The organism is Nitratireductor alexandrii (assembly GCF_004000215.1).
GTDB lineage: Bacteria > Pseudomonadota > Alphaproteobacteria > Rhizobiales > Rhizobiaceae > Mangrovimarina > Mangrovimarina alexandrii.
On the sequence record NZ_RBVY01000021.1, the window covers coordinates 1 to 15656 of the forward strand.

The 15656-nt window shown below is 62.3% G+C and carries 19 protein-coding genes, 2 pseudogenes and 1 riboswitch; of the genes and pseudogenes, 13 read left to right on the forward strand and 8 right to left on the reverse strand.

What is annotated here, in order from left to right; genetic code table 11:
- Positions 1 to 212 precede the first annotated feature (212 nt).
- Both EP380_RS23045 and pcaG read right to left on the reverse strand, forming a co-directional pair.
- On the reverse strand, positions 213 to 1391 hold the full coding sequence (locus EP380_RS23045) for a 4-hydroxybenzoate 3-monooxygenase (RefSeq protein ID WP_127601170.1): 1179 nt from the start codon (positions 1389 to 1391) through the stop codon (positions 213 to 215).
- Between the two features lie 85 nt (positions 1392 to 1476).
- Positions 1477 to 1806, reverse strand: a pseudogene (gene pcaG, locus EP380_RS23050) (protocatechuate 3,4-dioxygenase subunit alpha); the annotation flags it as partial.
- A gap of 180 nt (positions 1807 to 1986) precedes the next feature.
- On the opposite strand from pcaG, the gene EP380_RS23055 reads away from it, so the two are divergent.
- A complete protein-coding gene (locus EP380_RS23055) occupies positions 1987 to 2565 on the forward strand; it encodes a MarR family winged helix-turn-helix transcriptional regulator (protein WP_024585210.1) in 579 nt (192 codons plus the stop codon).
- Between the two features lie 13 nt (positions 2566 to 2578).
- Complete coding sequence (locus tag EP380_RS23060; protein ID WP_127601165.1) at positions 2579 to 3169, forward strand: iron-containing alcohol dehydrogenase; 591 nt, start codon at positions 2579 to 2581, stop codon at positions 3167 to 3169.
- A gap of 222 nt (positions 3170 to 3391) precedes the next feature.
- Here EP380_RS23060 and EP380_RS23070 read toward each other — a convergent pair whose 3' ends face one another.
- Positions 3392 to 3997: a recombinase family protein gene (locus tag EP380_RS23070; protein ID WP_035228554.1), complete on the reverse strand. Its 606-nt coding sequence runs from the start codon at positions 3995 to 3997 to the stop codon at positions 3392 to 3394.
- A 294-nt stretch (positions 3998 to 4291) separates the two neighbouring features.
- On the opposite strand from EP380_RS23070, the gene EP380_RS24105 reads away from it, so the two are divergent.
- From EP380_RS24105 to EP380_RS23110, 7 genes are all read left to right on the forward strand, one after another.
- Positions 4292 to 4450, forward strand: a complete 159-nt coding sequence (locus EP380_RS24105) for a helix-turn-helix domain-containing protein (protein WP_202903112.1) — start codon at positions 4292 to 4294, stop codon at positions 4448 to 4450.
- Between the two features lie 205 nt (positions 4451 to 4655).
- Positions 4656 to 4796, forward strand: coding sequence for a ribbon-helix-helix protein, CopG family (locus EP380_RS23080; protein ID WP_234906879.1), 141 nt, complete (start codon positions 4656 to 4658; stop codon positions 4794 to 4796).
- Positions 4797 to 4961: 165 nt separating this feature from the next.
- On the forward strand, positions 4962 to 5870 hold the full coding sequence (locus tag EP380_RS23085) for a helix-turn-helix domain-containing protein (RefSeq protein ID WP_476739148.1): 909 nt from the start codon (positions 4962 to 4964) through the stop codon (positions 5868 to 5870).
- A 430-nt stretch (positions 5871 to 6300) separates the two neighbouring features.
- The gene (locus EP380_RS23095; RefSeq protein ID WP_035228558.1) at positions 6301 to 6960 is read left to right on the forward strand and encodes a ParA family protein; all 660 of its coding nucleotides are present in this window, start codon (positions 6301 to 6303) and stop codon (positions 6958 to 6960) included.
- On the forward strand, positions 6957 to 7277 hold the full coding sequence (locus EP380_RS23100; protein ID WP_069710370.1) for a chromosome partitioning protein ParB: 321 nt from the start codon (positions 6957 to 6959) through the stop codon (positions 7275 to 7277). Before EP380_RS23095 ends, EP380_RS23100 begins: the two co-directional genes overlap by 4 nt.
- Positions 7278 to 7406: 129 nt before the next feature.
- Entirely contained in the window at positions 7407 to 7682 is a 276-nt protein-coding gene (locus EP380_RS23105; protein ID WP_035228560.1) for a type II toxin-antitoxin system ParD family antitoxin, read from the forward strand.
- On the forward strand, positions 7679 to 7999 hold the full coding sequence (locus EP380_RS23110) for a type II toxin-antitoxin system RelE/ParE family toxin (protein ID WP_080723359.1): 321 nt from the start codon (positions 7679 to 7681) through the stop codon (positions 7997 to 7999). The genes EP380_RS23105 and EP380_RS23110 overlap by 4 nt, the downstream gene beginning before the upstream one ends.
- A gap of 353 nt (positions 8000 to 8352) precedes the next feature.
- Here the strand turns inward: EP380_RS23110 and EP380_RS23115 are convergent, their stop codons facing one another.
- The 4 genes and pseudogenes from EP380_RS23115 to EP380_RS23125 form a co-directional block, all read right to left on the reverse strand.
- Positions 8353 to 8742, reverse strand: a complete 390-nt coding sequence (locus tag EP380_RS23115; RefSeq protein ID WP_035228590.1) for a hypothetical protein — start codon at positions 8740 to 8742, stop codon at positions 8353 to 8355.
- Positions 8743 to 8753: 11 nt separating this feature from the next.
- Positions 8754 to 9080 (reverse strand): annotated as a pseudogene (locus EP380_RS23120) (type IV secretory system conjugative DNA transfer family protein); the annotation flags it as partial.
- Complete coding sequence (locus EP380_RS23675) at positions 9010 to 9291, reverse strand: hypothetical protein (protein ID WP_035228565.1); 282 nt, start codon at positions 9289 to 9291, stop codon at positions 9010 to 9012. The pseudogene EP380_RS23120 and the gene EP380_RS23675, both read right to left, overlap by 71 nt.
- Positions 9288 to 9581, reverse strand: a complete 294-nt coding sequence (locus tag EP380_RS23125; RefSeq protein WP_035228567.1) for a hypothetical protein — start codon at positions 9579 to 9581, stop codon at positions 9288 to 9290. Before EP380_RS23125 ends, EP380_RS23675 begins: the two co-directional genes overlap by 4 nt.
- Positions 9582 to 9845: 264 nt before the next feature.
- Here EP380_RS23125 and traA point away from each other — a divergent pair, with 264 nt between their 5' ends.
- The 4 genes from traA (at position 9846) to EP380_RS23145 (ending at position 15107) form a co-directional block, all read left to right on the forward strand.
- On the forward strand, positions 9846 to 13271 hold the full coding sequence (gene traA / locus EP380_RS23130) for a Ti-type conjugative transfer relaxase TraA (protein WP_035228570.1): 3426 nt from the start codon (positions 9846 to 9848) through the stop codon (positions 13269 to 13271).
- A gap of 8 nt (positions 13272 to 13279) precedes the next feature.
- Positions 13280 to 14020, forward strand: coding sequence for a DUF6118 family protein (locus tag EP380_RS23135; protein ID WP_035228572.1), 741 nt, complete (start codon positions 13280 to 13282; stop codon positions 14018 to 14020).
- A 125-nt stretch (positions 14021 to 14145) separates the two neighbouring features.
- A riboswitch (Fluoride riboswitch) is annotated at positions 14146 to 14207 on the forward strand.
- Positions 14208 to 14282: 75 nt separating this feature from the next.
- Entirely contained in the window at positions 14283 to 14660 is a 378-nt protein-coding gene (crcB, locus tag EP380_RS23140) for a fluoride efflux transporter CrcB (RefSeq protein WP_080723360.1), read from the forward strand.
- A gap of 9 nt (positions 14661 to 14669) precedes the next feature.
- On the forward strand, positions 14670 to 15107 hold the full coding sequence (locus tag EP380_RS23145; RefSeq protein WP_035228575.1) for an EamA family transporter: 438 nt from the start codon (positions 14670 to 14672) through the stop codon (positions 15105 to 15107).
- 8 nt (positions 15108 to 15115) lie between these two features.
- Here EP380_RS23145 and EP380_RS23150 read toward each other — a convergent pair whose 3' ends face one another.
- The gene (locus EP380_RS23150; protein ID WP_051796732.1) at positions 15116 to 15601 is read right to left on the reverse strand and encodes a phosphatidylglycerophosphatase A; all 486 of its coding nucleotides are present in this window, start codon (positions 15599 to 15601) and stop codon (positions 15116 to 15118) included.
- Positions 15602 to 15656 lie beyond the last annotated feature (55 nt).

Sequence of the window (15656 nt, forward strand, 5' to 3'; positions counted from 1 at the left end):
GGTCAACAGGCCGTTAACCAAGAAAATTTGCGACAGGCCCCTTGTGCTCTACTGGGAGGGTCTGTCCGTTTCGTCGCATCCTCACCCGACTTCCAACGACCGTCGGAACAAAGACTGAAGGACTGAACCTCGACTCGAATGTACAGGCTGCCGCGCCTAATTGATGTACCTTCAAATGCCGGTCTGGACAAAGGCCTGCCTGCGACAGGCCCTCAACAGCTGTGGGGCAAACCGACATAATTCTCGGCCAGCGAAGCCGCGGCGGCTTGCGAGCCCGTCGCGTGATCAAGTTCGGCGATCTGCATATGAGCTGTGAACGTGTCCTGATCCGGGAAGCGATGGAACATAGAGGTCATCCACCAGCTAAACCGCTGAACCCGCCAGATGCGCGCAAGACAAATTGTGGAATATGCGTTCAGTTTGTCTCGCCGGCCGGCACGATAGTGCTCGATGAAACCGGCTGCCAGGCATTTGATATCGGCGACGGCCAGATTCATACCCTTTGCTCCAGTCGGGGGCACAATATGGGCAGCATCTCCGGCGAGGAACAATGACCCGTACTGCATGGGCTCCACAACGAAGCTGCGCATCCGCGTGATCACACGATCGAGGATCGGGCCGCGGGGAAGCCGCTCGCTGTTATCGGCATTCAACCGGACTTCGAGTTCGTCCCATATCTTATCCGCGGGCCAGCTTTTCGCCGCTCCGTCCGGATCACACTGAAGATTGTGCCGACTCAGTCGCTTGTTTCGCATCGAGTAGATAGCGCCACCGCGCTGGTGATGCGCATAGATCAATTCGTGCGATGCCGATGGCGCCTCGGCCAGTATGCTCAGCCAGGCAAAGGGATATTCACGAGATAGCACCGACAGGACGCCGTCGGGAATGGAGGCCCTCGACACTCCGTAGAAGCCATCGCAGCCGGCAATAAAATCGCAACTAATCTCGATCGGTCCTTCGGCGCCGCGGCCGCGTATGCATGGCGCTCCCTCGTCTATGCCTTCAAGGTGAACATCGTCGATCTCGAAGTGCAGCGGATAGTTCTCCTGTTCGAGCGCGGCAAGAAGATCCTTGACGACTTCCTGCTGTCCGTAGACCGTAATAACCTTTCCGCCCGTCAGTTCTGAAAGGTCGATGCGTCGCCGTTCGTTGGCGAAGCGAATCTCGAATCCCTTGTGCAGCAGACCGTCGCGACAAAGCCGATCACCAAGTCCCAGCTCGATCAGAAGATCGCGCGTCGCCTGCTCCATAACGCCGGCGCGAACGCGACCCAGAATGTAGGAACGGCTCCGCTTTTCGAGAATGACCGAATCGATCCCCGCCCTTCTCAACATATATGCCAGCAAGAGCCCGGCAGGCCCCGCGCCAATTATTCCAACTTGTGTTCGTATTTTCACGGGCATGAGCCGTTCCTCAGGTCTTGGAGTCGAGCCATCATTGCGAAGGCGATAAGTGGGGTGGGGATTTTGAAACCGGTCACAGATCAAAAAACACGGTTTCTGCTACTCCCTGCAGATGGATGTCGAAGGGGTAGATTACCTTGTCGTCTCGCGCCTGACGCGGCGCGATGAGCGTCTGCCGGCGGACCTCCCATTCGATGCTTTGAAGCACGGGATCGGCAGCGTTGGCCGGCGCTTCATCCGCGAAATACATGCGGGTGTGCAGACCAATATTGATGCCGCGCGCCACGATCCAGAGATTGACGTGGGGAGCCATATGATCTCCAAGTCGCCCGCGCACGGCCCCCGGTTTGATGGTATCGAAGGCATAGATACCTGCCTCGGCATCGAAACAGGCCCCTATTCTGCGGCCCGAGAACGTGGAAATGAGTATCCCAGCTGCCTGCGGGCAACGACCACGTCGGGCGAGATACCCTCGCCGGAGGTCCGAGACAGTCCCTTATTACAACTTCGGTGTCCATCAGATCAGCATCTCTCTCCCAAGCGTTGTTTGTAAGTATCATACTATGATATAAGATGGCAAGCCATGAGCAAAGCCCCTGTCAAACTCCGCCACTCTCCGCCCGATCTTCATGAACGACCGGGCTTTCTGGTACGACGCGCGAACCAGATCCTGATGAGTCTCGCCGAGCAAGAAACCGCGAAGATTGGCCTCACGCCGCCTCAGCATGTCCACCTGCTGGCGCTCGGACGATGGGGCGCACTCGATCAGATCACCCTCGGCAAAGCGCTCGGCATCGACCGTGCGACTGTCGGGCAAGTCGTCGGCCGTCTCGAAGCGCGCGGCTTACTGCAGAGAAAGCTCGACCCGAAAGACGGCCGGCGACGAATCGTCGCGCTAACCTCGCGCGGCCGGGATTTGCTCAAGCCTGCAAACGCGGCGGCTCTCAACGTCTCCGAGCGCCTTCTTGCCGCTCTCGACCAGAGGGAGCGAAAAGAGATTGTACGGCTTCTCACCAAACTCGTGACGGCGTTGGCCGATGAAGCTCCGACGATCGCCGAGCCCGTGGCGGCCACCTCTCGGACTGGGACTGGTACGCGCGCATCGACCGGCGCGCTAAGGGCGCGGAGGCCGCGAAAATTTGCGGGTTTAACCCGAGACTGAAACGGATATCCAAATGCTCCAGTCATTTACATTCGATAGCGCCATCCCACGGGTGGTTTTTGGCGTCGTCGGCCTCGACGTGCTGGCGGCCGAGACTGCTTCGCTCGGCGTGTGCGCCCCACTTCTGGTGACGACACGCCGAGGTGCCGCGAAATGGACCTCGTTTCCGGATTCTTCGCCCTTCGCCATCGCCGGCCTGTACGATGGGGCGGAGGTCCACACTCCTGTCAATGTGACTGAAGATGCACTTCGTTATGCACGATCCGTTAGAGCGGATGGTTTCGTCTCATTCGGAGGCGGCTCATCGATCGGTCTCGGCAAGGCATTGAGCCTACGCACGGGCCTGCCACATCTTGCGATCCCCACCACCTATTCGGGCTCGGAGATGACCTCCATCCTCGGCGAAACCAGCCAGGGCAAGAAACAGACGCACCGCAACCGGGCCATTCTACCAGCGACCGTCCTGTATGATGTATCGAATACCCGAGATTTGCCCACTCCAGTCTCGGTAATGTCGGGCTTGAACGCGATCGCCCATGCAGTCGAGGCGATGTATGCCCAGATTAAGGGGTTCCGTGGGCATTTCTGCAATAATACCCGCTAAGGGAAAGCGAAGTTGTTTGGATTGAAACGGTTAGCGCGGATCGGCCTGAAGCGTTCGAGGGGTCGGTCAATTTCGTTCCAGAGATAGTCGCCGGTGAGTGCGATATGAGCCCAGGGAAGCGGTGCGACCTGGGAGAGCAACTCGGCGGGAATATCGATGCCCTGGGTCGAACAGAACGGTGCGCGACTGCGCGTCGAGGAAGGCCATCGGTCACACCCGCTCTCAAACTGGGGGAGCAGGCTCATCTTCTTTGCCCGGTCCGGTCCATCCTGTTCGCCGCAATGTGTCGATGAGCGTCGAGCGCGGCACCTTGAATGTCCGACACACCGACGCCTTGCTGGCGCCGGCTTCCAGCGCCGCCAGAATCTGCTCGACCTTTTCGGTGTCGATCGTCGGTGGCCTGCCGCCCTTGCGACCGCGCCGGCGTGCCGCCGCCAGACCAGCGTTGACCCGCTCCGTGATCAGCACTCTCTCGTATTCGGCAAGCGTGCCAAACAGGTTGAACAGGAATGCGCCGTGCGAATTCGTCGTATCGATCGCTTCCGTCAACGAGCGGAAGGCGACCCCGCGTATCTTTAGATCCTCGACGATCCGGATCAGGTGGGAAAGTGACCGGCCCAGACGGTCGAGCTTCCAAACGACTAGGACGTCACCTTCGCACAATTCTGCGAGGCAAGCCTTCAGCCCCGGCCGATCGTCGCGCGCGCCCGAAGCACGATCCTGATGCAGGTGACGCTGATCGACCCCGGCCGCAAGCAGGGCGTCGCGCTGCAAGGCAACCGACTGCCGCTCATCACTGCTCGATACCCGCATGTAACCAATCAACATGTACGACAAACCTCAAACTAGGAGTTGCCGCACAGTTTCACATTCCGACAGGGTTTGTCGCGTAAATAATTGCCCGGTCACCCCGTCGATTTCGACGCGCCGAACCGCTGCGCGGAAATCATCTGTTTTCCGTCACACGAAAAATCTCTTAGCGGGTATTATTGCAGAGATTCCCACGGAGCCCCTTCTGGCGATCGCGGAGCGGATCAACGAGGCCGGCGCTGACCTGCGCTCGCTGGCAGAGCCGTGGGCCGACACGACGACGCCGGCCGGGTCGCGGCGAAGGCCCGAGGCGTGCGGTTCGGTCCCTCCCCTTCCCTGTCGGCCGAGCAGATCGCGCACGCTCGCCAGCTCATCCACGATGACAAGAAGCCTGTCGCGGCGGTTGCCCGGCTTCTAGGCGTGCATCGTGCGACCCTCTACCGGGCGCTTGATACCGTGACGGCGAAGTGAGGAAGCATGATTACATGCTGCGAGAAATCATGTTTGCCCGCTGTTAGTCAGCGGCCGACCAACCTCTGATTTTAGCGGTCCGGATTCAAGAGCTTGCAGAATCAGCAATTTCGGCGTTACCACTTACTGTATGAGTCGTAGCCCTACAGCCATTCCAGCCCGTGAACGTGTCGCCGCCATGCGTGCGCGGCGTGAAGCTGCTGGCATGGCGCGCGTATGGGCCGACCTGCCGGGCGAACTGGTTGCACAGTTGGACCGGGCCAAGCAGCAAAAGGGCGCGCAATCCCGCGCGCCGATCATCGAGGAAGCCTTGAGGTTTTATTTCGAGAAGCAGCAAGGGGCATAACGGCAAAACGCCCGACCGTTGGCGCGGTCGAGCGTTTTATAGGCCGTCAGACACACCGTAGGTCATGGGTCCGCTCACTCTCCCCTTATCTACGCTATAGCCCTCCAATTCGCAAGATTGATTCTTGCGAAAGCGGGGAAGCTGTGTCCGCCGTCCAACGCCGTCATGTCCTCCAAATGGAAGGACGAAGGGCATATGTTGAGGACGCCAATCGCGGCCGCGATTGGCTGCGCGCGCGGGCACGCGCTTGATGAAATCATGCGGGAGGTTTGGACGCGGCACGGATCGGGCCAGCTCAGCGATGACGAGGCCGGGCAGCTTTCCGCGCTCGCCCATGAGCGCCGAGGCACCTTGCAGGGATCGCGGCAGACGGCGCTTAGCCTGGTCTTCCCTCCCCCGGCCCAGCGCTGCCCGACGCCGGTTCGCCGGCGCAGCTATTTCAAGGGGCGATCGGAGGGCCGTATCTGGCAGGCGACGACGCGCAAGGACGTGCAGGCGATCTTGAAGGCGGCCGAAATCTACAACGAGGCCGGCTTGCACGAAAAGGGCGAGCGCAGCGGCCCCCTCGGATCGGTGGCGCTCGACGTGCTGCGGCTGTTCGTCAACCTGATCGACTTCCGCACCGGCCGGCTAGAGCCGTCAATCACCACGATCATGGACCGTTTGGGCCGGTCGCGGGATACGATCGTGCGGGCGCTGAAGAACCTGCGGGCGCATGGCTTCATCGACTGGCTGCGGCGCTACGAGCCGACCGGGAACGAGGGGCGCGGCCCACAGGTCCAGCAGGCGAGCAACGCCTATCGCCTGTCCCTGCCGGAAAAGGCCCGGCAGTTCCTTGGCCGGTTCGGCAAGGCCCCGCCCCCGCCTGCCGATCATGGTCAGGATCAACGGACCTGGGCCGAGGCAATCGACGCCTACAGGAAGGCGCTACCCCTCGATGAGCGGACGCAGCTCGACGCAGGCGACGGGCCACTCGGGAAAGCTCTTGTTAGCATTGCTAAAGGCTTGATGAAACGTGAGTCCGATAACCAGACTGAATCCCCCTCTAATTCTATTCTCTATGTGAAAACATAAGCGGTCGCCGCTGTTCGGGCCGCTCTCGCGGCCCTGCGGCGGTCCCGATCCGCTCATAGGGCGGATCGGGAAGCGGACACCTCACAGCAAAACCGCAACGCTCGCGCCTGCGGCCAACGCCGCATGGGCTTTCGAGAGAAAGAGGGCGGCACGGGTAGTGCGAAACATGAAATTATGTAAACATGCTTGCATGTAAGCCTGAAATAGGCCTCAGGCGCGCATGGCGAAGTCGGCCAGCAAGACCCGTTACACCTGCCCGTCATGTGAGTTGAACGCCTGGGCGAAGCCCGGTGTCTGCCTGATGTGTGGCGAGTGCGACGAGCCGATGCCGGCCGCTGAGGAAGCGGAGTAGTTAACCTTTCCGACATGAAAACATGCTTTTATGTATTAGAGAAAGCATGTAGCCTTTATTTCATGAAAGGATGCAATCATGATAACAGTGGCGTTCTGCACGCAGAAGGGCGGGACCGGCAAGACGACGATCGCGACGGCGCTTGCGGTCGCGGCTCACCTGGCCGGGAAGAAATCGGCCTTGCTCGATCTCGACCCACAGACAAACGCCGTCAACTGGTTCGACCGGCGCAAGGGCGACGGCCCGGACGTTGCCTCGATTCAGCCCGGCGCTATCCGGCGCTCGCTGGACGCCTATCGCGGCCTTGGCATGGATTGGGTGTTCATCGACACGCCCGGCAAGATGGAAAGCGCCTCGGTCGAGGCGGCCAAGCACGCCGATATAGTGCTGGTCCCGTCGCAGGCGCAGATATTTTCGATTGAAACTTTGGAGCCGCTAAAGCGGCTTCTCGACATGGCCGGCAGTCCGCCAACGTTCGTTGTGCTCAATCTGGTGCATCCGAACGCCGGGGGCAGGGCGGTTGACGATGCCGCCGCGATTGCCGCGAGCTTCAACGTGAAGGTTGCCCCCATCCATGTGTCGCGGCTGAAAACCTATGAGGACGCCCCGGCCTTGGGGCAGACGCCGCAGGAGCTGGAACCGCATGGCCGTGCGGCCCAGGAAGTCGCCGGCCTGTTCACGTTCCTTTTAGACCAGGCAAGCATGATTACAGGAAATCATGAAAGGATGAAAGCATGAGCCGCAAGCCTTCGCTTCTCGCCGCTGCGATCAAGACCGCAGAGCAACCCGCATCCGCGCCGGAGGCCCCGTCAGAGCCGCAAGGGAGCGCACCAGCTTCGCAGCCGGCCGGGAGCTATGTTGCGCCCTCGCGTGTTAACAAGCTCGGCAGAACGCATTTCCTGCCACCCGCCTATTGGGAGACGCTGGACGAACTCAGTTTTCGCAGCAGGGATGAGAAGGGGAAGAAGATTTCGAAGGAGCGGCTTGTTGCCGAGGCGCTGAATCTGCTTTTCGCCAAATACAATTATCCGTTAGTCCGCGAGGATGGGGAGTAGTTGCCAAGGCGTCATGTTTACATGCAATCATGTAATCATGCAAGTCCCCGACCGTTGTAGCGTTCCCGATCGGGTTTATATGTGATAGTGTTTAGTCCTATTGAGCACGATCCAACGCGGGAGATTCCCATGCGCAGCACACAACAGTTGAGCGTCACGTTGCCGAACGAAATGGCACAGATGGTCAAGAGCAAGGTTTCGTCGGGCGAATATGCCAGCGACAGCGAGGTTATTCGCGACGGCCTGCGGGCCTTGCAGGCGCGCGACAAGGCCCTTGAAAGCTGGCTGCGCACGGAAGGCGTTGCCGCCTACGACAAGCTGAAAGCCGATCCTAGCCGGGCGCTCAGCGTCGGCGAGGTGCGCCAGCACCTTGCCGAAAAGCGCAAGCGGCCCGCCTCAGCGTGACCCATACGGTTCACTTCACCCCGGAAGCTCTCGACCAGCTCGACAAGCTAGAAGTCGATATTTCCGGGGCAGCGTCGCCCGCAATAGCGGCGCGATATGTCGATTCCATCGTGGACTATTGCGAGAATCTGCAAACCTTTCCGCACCGAGGCACGCGGCGCGACGATCTTCGACCGGGCTTGCGAACACTTGGGTTTCGCCGGCGTGTGACGATATTGTTTGAGGTAGCGGACGACACCGTGAATATCATCGGCGTCTATTACGGCGGCCAGGACTACGAGGCGAATTTTCAAGATGACGACGCGCCAGAACACTAGCGGGAGCGTGACAACCATGCGGAGCCGCTGCCTCGCCCGCTAGATCGCGGAAATGGCGGGCGCACAGCGCCGCCTCGGGCTTATGGACGCGGCGACCTATGAGCAGATCATGGCCCGGCACCTTGGCGAGAAGGTCCGACCGATCGAAGCGCCGAAGTAGGGCAGGGCAACATGCTTTCCTGTAAGCATGTAATTTTCCGCCCCCGGCCGTCCCTACGGCCCGATTTGATAGAGCCGGCCGGCCGGGGGCTAGCATTGTGCCGAGCGGCGGAAGCGGCGACCGGCCCGGAGGGAACGCGCTCCCACATAGCGCCGAAGTGACCGGAGGGCCGCAAGAGAGAAGCCCCGGTGCGTCAGCGCCGGGACCGCTTTTCCCATCTGGCCGGCTCGGGCAGGGGGGTTTTGAACTTCTCGCGCAACCGTGCTTTCATTTCCTTGCCCGAAATACCCGGCCGGGGATCATCGGCCGCCGCCTGTATGCTGCGCTTGAGCAGTTCCCGGCGCAGATCGGCATGGGGTTCCAGCTCCTTATGTTTGCCCAGGATCACGAACACGCCTTCGGACGGATCAAGGAACTTGCCCTGTTCGATCAGGTCGAGCAGCCACAGGGCCAGAGACGGCGGCAAATAGGCTTCAAACCGCAACCCGCCCTCGTTGACCTGGTTGCGGAGCCGCTTGGCTTGTTCGACGGCATGGGTCCTGTCGCCGGGATCGGGCCATTCGGGCGCATCGCTGTCGGTCATGGTTTCATCTTTCATGCCTGGTCGAACAGCCCCCGGAACTCGGAATCGGCGTAATAGGCGAGCTTGCCGGCGACGATGGGCCGTTGCCCGGCCAGGAACAGCAGTTCGAGATTTTGCGGCAGGTTGCGGACCTCATCCGGGGTCAGCAGCGGGCGGGCGGTGTGTTGCTCGCCGTAGGTGATGCCGGTCTTTTCGGCATCGAGGGCGCGGCTCATGGTCTGGAACACGACCGTCTCTTGCCCGAGCAGATCGGAGACGAGGCGGGCGCTATCGTGATCGTTGACGCCGAAGACCTGTAGGACGCCGGCGTTCGACAGGAATGTGCCGGCGCGCCGCCCAACGAGCGACGATCCAGTCTTGCGGTATGGCGAGATGCAGCAAACCGACGAGCGCGAGGGCGACCAGGCCGATGAAAAACCCAACCTTGAGCAGGTAGAGGCCGCCGCGAAAGGGCGAGATGATGAGGGCGACGAAGGCCCACACCGGATCACGGGCGGCCTGACGCATCATGTTTTTGAACGCCGTCCATGCAAGTGTCGCCTGGTTCATTCGCCGCTCTCCGTTCGCCTGGCTGCATCGCCGTCAGGGGCGAGCAGATCGTCAAACAGCTCCTTGTCCATGTCGCGGGTGAGGAAGCCGGGCAGTTCGCGGCGCAGCCAGTCGGGCAGGGCGCGCGATAACTCATCCTTGCCATGTTCAAGGCGATGGAGCACAAGCGCACCGAGCAGCACCTTGCGCCTTGTATCCCTGGCGCGCTCCTGTTTGTTCAGCCGCGCTTGAAGCGTCTTTTTCTGCGCTTCCAGTTGCGCAAGCCGTTCCTCGATAGTTTTTCGCGCCATGGGTCTCATCTCCTTCCGATGGGAGCGCGCAGACTATACGAACGGGCCAGACGCTCAAGGATTGGGAGGCTTTGATCTGGTAGCGTTCTTGAAAATTTCACCGGCCTATGATGTAGTCTCGGCGTCAATCGGTTTGCATCGACCTTGCCGCAGCGCCACACCGAGATATGAAAGAGCGAAGCGATTGAATTATAAAGGGCGCACTTACGACTTGCTGCGAAAGTCAGTTGCACCGATCGCGGATCGGAGAAGGGCAGGCGGCGTTTGGCGATCTATCATGCAAGCATGAAGCCGATATCGCGGAGCAGCGGCAGAAGCGCCGTTGCGTCGGCCGCCTATCGTGCCGGCGAGCGCCTGACGAACGAACGCGATGGCCTCACGCATGACTTCAGCCGCAAGCAGGGCGTCGAGCATGTGGAAATCGTATTGCCCGAGGGTGTGAATGCGGAATGGGCAAAGGACCGTCAGGCGCTCTGGAACGCAGCGGAGTTTGCCGAAAGTCGGAAGGACGCGCGTGTCGCTCGTGAAATCGAGATCGGGCTACCGCACGAGCTGACAGCCGAACAGCGGCTGGAGCTGACGCGGGCATTCGCTCAGGACCTAGCGAACCGCTATGGCGGGGCGGTCGATTTTGCGATCCATGCGCCGCATTCGGCAAGTGACGTTCGGAACCATCACGCGCACCTTTTGATGACCACGCGCCAGGTCACAGAGGAAGGGCTTGGCGAGAAAACGCATATTGAGTGGAAGAATGTCCGTCTGCTGAATGAGGGGCTACCAACCACGCAAATGCAGCTCCGCGATATCCGGCAATCGTGGCAGCAACATGCGAACGAGCATCTGGCGATGGCCGGCCTTGATATCAGGGTTGACCATCGGTCGCACCTTGAGCGCGGGCTTGAGATTGTGCCGACCGAGCACATGGGCGTCCATGCCACCCAGATGGAGCGGCGCGGCGTCGACGTGTCGCGCACGCGGCTGGACGAAGAAGCGGCACAGCGCAACGCGGACCTCATCCGGGAGAAGCCCGAGCAGGTGCTGACGCTCATCACAAACGAAAAGAGCGTGTTCGATCGGCATGACGTTGCGCGGACGCTGCACCGCTACATCAACGACGACGCGCAGGCCTTCCGGAACGCTTTTGCGGCCGTCATGGCGTCGCCGGCCCTAGTCGAGCTGCAAGCGGAAAAGATGAACGCGCCGGCCGGGACCGAGCTTGCCCGGTATTCGACCCGTGAACTGGTGGAGATCGAATCCGGCATGGCGACGTCGGCCGAGCGGTTGAACGTGGCGCGGACGCATGGCGTCGATCGCCGGCATGTCGAGCACGCGATCGGGCGGCAGGATGAGGCGATCCGGTCGAGTGTTGCCAGTGACACGGCCGGGAAGGTTGAGCGGGGGGAGCTGGACGCCGGCGAGCGCGAGCGCCAGATCGAAACGGCGCGGCTCAGTGACGAGCAGCGGCACGCGATCGAGCACATTACCGGACCGGAGCGGATTGCGGCCGTTGTCGGTTATGCCGGCGCTGGCAAATCCACCATGCTCGCGGCGGCGCGCGAGGCATGGGAGGCGCAGGGCTATCAGGTTCACGGCGCGGCCTTGTCGGGCAAGGCGGCCGAGGGACTTGAGGAATCGTCCGGTATTGCGAGCCGCACGCTGGCGTCGTGGGATTACGGTTGGCAAAACGACCGCGGCACCCTTGGCCGCGGCGACGTGTTCGTGATCGACGAGGCGGGCATGGTCGGGAGCCGGCAGCTCGCCCGGTTCGTCGGGGAAGCGGAAAAGGTCGGCGCGAAAATCGTGCTGGTAGGCGACCATGAGCAGTTGCAGGCGATCGGGGCCGGCGCGCCGTTCAGGGCGATTGCCGAACAGATCGGCCATGCCGAGCTTTCCGAAATTCGCCGGCAGCGCGTGGACTGGCAGCGGGAGGCCTCCGTTTCGTTCGCCACCCACAAGACGGGCGAGGGCCTGGCCGCCTATGAGCGGCATGGCGCTATCCGCTTCAACGACAGCCGCGAGGGTGCGCGGGGCGAGATCGTGCGCGATTACCTTGCCGATCGCGAGCAGCGTCCGGAGGGAAGCCGCGTTGCCATGGCGCATCGTCGCGCGGATGTGCGCGCCATCAATGCCGAGATCAGGACCACCCTGCAGGAGCGGGGCGAGCTGGCGCGGGGCCAGGAAGACCAAGGCCATTTGGGGCGAGAACTGACATACCAGACCAATGACGGCAAACGGGCGTTCGCGCCGGGCGACCGCATCGTGTTCCTGCAAAACGACCGGGACCTTGGCGTGAAGAACGGGATGCTCGGCACCGTGGAGACCGTCGAGGCGGGCCGCATCCTCGCCCGCCTCGACGGCGCGGCGCGCAGCGGGGAGGATGGCGCGCGCGCCATATCGGTGACGATGAAGGATTATCAGGCGATCGACCACGGCTATGCGACCACCATTCACAAGAACCAGGGCGCGACGGTCGATCGGAGTTTTGTGCTGTCGTCGGGCACGATGGACAGGCATTTGACCTATGTCGCCATGACGCGGCATCGCGACGGCGCGCAGCTCTATGCCGGCCGCGACGAGTTCAAGGATGGCAAGGCGCTTTCGTCGCGGCTCAGTCGTGCCGGCGTGAAGGAAACGACACTCGACTACGCCCGCGACTTTTCCGAGCGGCGCGGGGTCGCGGAACAGCCGGGTATTAGCAGCGAGATCGAGATTCCGCGCGATCGGACGCATGTCCGGATGGAGCGCCAGGCGCAGCGGCCGAGCATGGAATCTGAAAAAGGGGGCGAGGATCTCGCGCGGGAAAACCGCGCCGAGGATCTCGCCCCCGATCGGCAGCGCCGGAGCCGGTTTGCCGGCCTCAAACTCGATCGCGGCGTGGCGGCCGAGGGCCGCCAGCCGCGCGATGGGGCCGAGACGGCCCAGGAGCGGCCGCAGAGGGCCGAGCAGCGCCAGCATGGCATGTTCGCCGGGTTGCAACTCAATGTTGATCGTGGGGCCGCTCAGGGACCGCGCGAGGCATCAGCGGATGCAAGGCCGGAAAGGGAAGGGAGCTTGCGCCCCCCCTCCGCTTCTGCTCGGGAGGCGCCGGCGCAAGCCAAGTCCGGACAGGAGAGGCCGGCCGATCGCTTGCGGCAGCCATCCGAGTTCGAGCGTTCGGTTGACCGCTTCGCCCGCGCCTGGTCGGCGGCCGAGCGTATGGAACGCGACGGACTTCCCGTTCTCGACAGCCAGAAAGCCGAATTGCAGAAGGCCGGCCAGCAGCTCGACCAGGTGCGGTCGGGATCAGCCCGGCTCATGGTATCGGCCATGCGTCACGATCCGGAGACAGCGCACGCCATGACGGAGCTTTCCGGCCGCGAGCGCGTCGGCCAGCTTGTGGCCGGCATGGATCGGGAACGCGCGATGCAGGCGGACCCGACCGTCAGGGCCGACCGCTTCGTGCAGCATTGGCAGCAGCTCGACGGCGAGCGACAGCGTTTGCATGGCTGGCAGCACGACGAGGCGCGCGGCAAGGTCGAAGGCCAGATGCGGACAATGGCCGGCGCGCTCGAACGCGATCCGCAGGCGGAATCCATTGTGCGCAGCCGGAGCCAGGAACTCGGCATCAGCCATGTCAGGCAGGAACAGAATATCGCCCGCGAGATGGAGCGGCAGCTTACGCGCGGCCGCAGTCTCGGGCTTGAGCGATAGGAGACGGCATGACGGACGACGACAGGGAAGGATTCGAGCAGGAAGATCACGACCAGGCTGGCGATCCCGCGCAGGCCTTCGACGCCTTGCGGCGCAAGATCGAGACCCAGGGCGCGCAGCTCGGCGCGGAAATGACCGTCATCCGGCGCGGCGTGGAAGCGGCGTTCGACCAGTTCGAGAAATTCCAGCAGCCGGCCGATTACGGTCCCGATCTCGGCCGCATCGTCCAGCAGCTCGCCCTTGTCGCGGAACGGCTTGAGGCCGTCGAGCAATCGCCGATTCTTCGGCAGGGACCAGAGCACTATGCTCGAGCGCTCGAGCGCAGCGGGGAAAGCTTGGTGAGAACGGCCGCGCAGCAGCTCGAGAACACGGGCCGCGATCTCGGGCGCGAGGCTATCAACCTGGCCGCCTACACCAGGAGCGCCTACGACCGGCGTTCGCAGGACTTGCGCATGTGGATCGTCGGCGCGATCGGCCTGGTCACCGGCGCGCTCTTGGTTCTGCTCTTGCCGCGTATCCTGCCGTTTGCGGCCGACACCCATGTTGCGGCGATCGTCATGGGGCAGGACCGATGGAATGCCGGCGTCACTATAATGCAGACGGCCGACCCCGACGGCTGGCGCAGCGTGGTCGACGCCTCGCAGCTCACGCGCGACAACGCCGAGGCGATCGGCCGGTGCGCCGAGGCCGCGCGCACCGCCAGTGAAGATCAGCACTGCACGATCACGGTGGCCGCGCCGGCGCGATAGTGCAAAAAGCGGGGACTTCTGCGATAGAGCAACGCGCAGGAAAGGAGCTGAACGCCTTTTCGATCGCCCGCGCAAAACCGAACCTTTTGCGCGGTGACAGAAGCGCGAAAATCCTGCTATTCTCTTAGCTTGATGGGGATGGGGTTCCCCCGATAACCGCCGCGAGGCTGATGACTCCTACCGGGCGCTTTCGGCGCGGTAGGTGCTATTCTCCCCTTATCGCAACCCGTCTGCGCCCTGCTGAACAACAAGCGGGGTGATTATGAATGCTTTTCTGACTGTCTTTTTAGGTGCCGGCATCGGCGGGGCGGCCCGTCACGGCGTCAACCTTTTGGCTCTGCGCCTGCTCGGCACCGGTTTCCCTGCCGGGACGCTGATCGTCAATATCGCCGGCTCGCTCATCATGGGCCTGCTGCTCGGCTGGTTCTCTCATAAAGCGGACCTCGGCCAGAGCTGGCGATTGTTCCTGACGACCGGTATCCTCGGGGGCTTCACGACGTTCTCGACATTCTCGCTCGATGTGGCGCTGCTCCATGAGCGCGGGCAGCTCTGGACTGCTGCGCTGTACGCTGCCGTGTCGGTCATCCTTGCGATCTCCGGCCTGTTCGCCGGGCTGTTCATCATCCGCAATCTGAGCTGAGGACGTTCCATGAAACCGATCCTTCTGTCCTGGCAGTTCTGGGCACTGGCCTCGGCCGCCTTTGCCGCGCTGACGGCTATCTTCGCAAAGATCGGCGTCGAAAATGTCGGCTCCGACTTCGCCACCTTCATCCGTACGATCGTCATTCTGGCCGTGCTGGCTGCGATACTGGCGGTCACGCGGCAATTCCAGGCGCTCAGTTCGATCTCCGGCCGGAGCTATACATTTCTGATCCTGTCCGGCATGGCGACGGGCGGCTCATGGATTTGTTATTTCCGCGCGCTCAAGCTGGGAGATGCGGCGCGGGTCGCGCCGATCGACAAGCTGAGCGTCGTTCTCGTCGCGATATTCGGTGTGATCTTCCTTGGCGAGCACCTTTCCCTGCCGAACTGGGCGGGGGTTGCCCTGATCGCGGCGGGCGCGGTTCTGGTTGCCTACAAGGGCTAAGAAGGGCCTTAGGAGCCCGCGCGCCGGAGGGCGGCGCGGATAAGAAGCACGGCGAGCGCGACCGCCAGCCCGGCCGCACAGTCATCGAGCAGAACGCCGACATCAGCCTTTCGAAACAGCTCCACCTGCGAAAGCGGCCACGGCTTGATGCGGTCAATGAAGCTGTAGATCGGCACGATTACGAGCGTCCAGCGCAGGCTTTTCCAGCCGCCAAGCGCGGCCACGAACATGCCTGCTACTTCATCGATGACGATCCTGCCGTCGTCGGCAACGCCGGTCAGGGAAAACCAGACCCCGCCGGAGATTACCGCCAGAGCGGCGACGGGTACGAACACGGCCAGCGGGACGGTCCGCCGTCCGCGCACCGTGGTTAGCCACAGGAGCGGCACGATGCTCAGCGCGGCGAGAAAGCCCTGAAACGGCTCGACAAGGCCCGTCCCGAACCATGTCGCCATGACGGCAAGCCACGGCAGCGCCGCGATTTCAGGGGGCAATGTCTCGATATAAAGGGGTCTGCCTCACTTTGTGTGGTGAATAGATCGTTAGCAG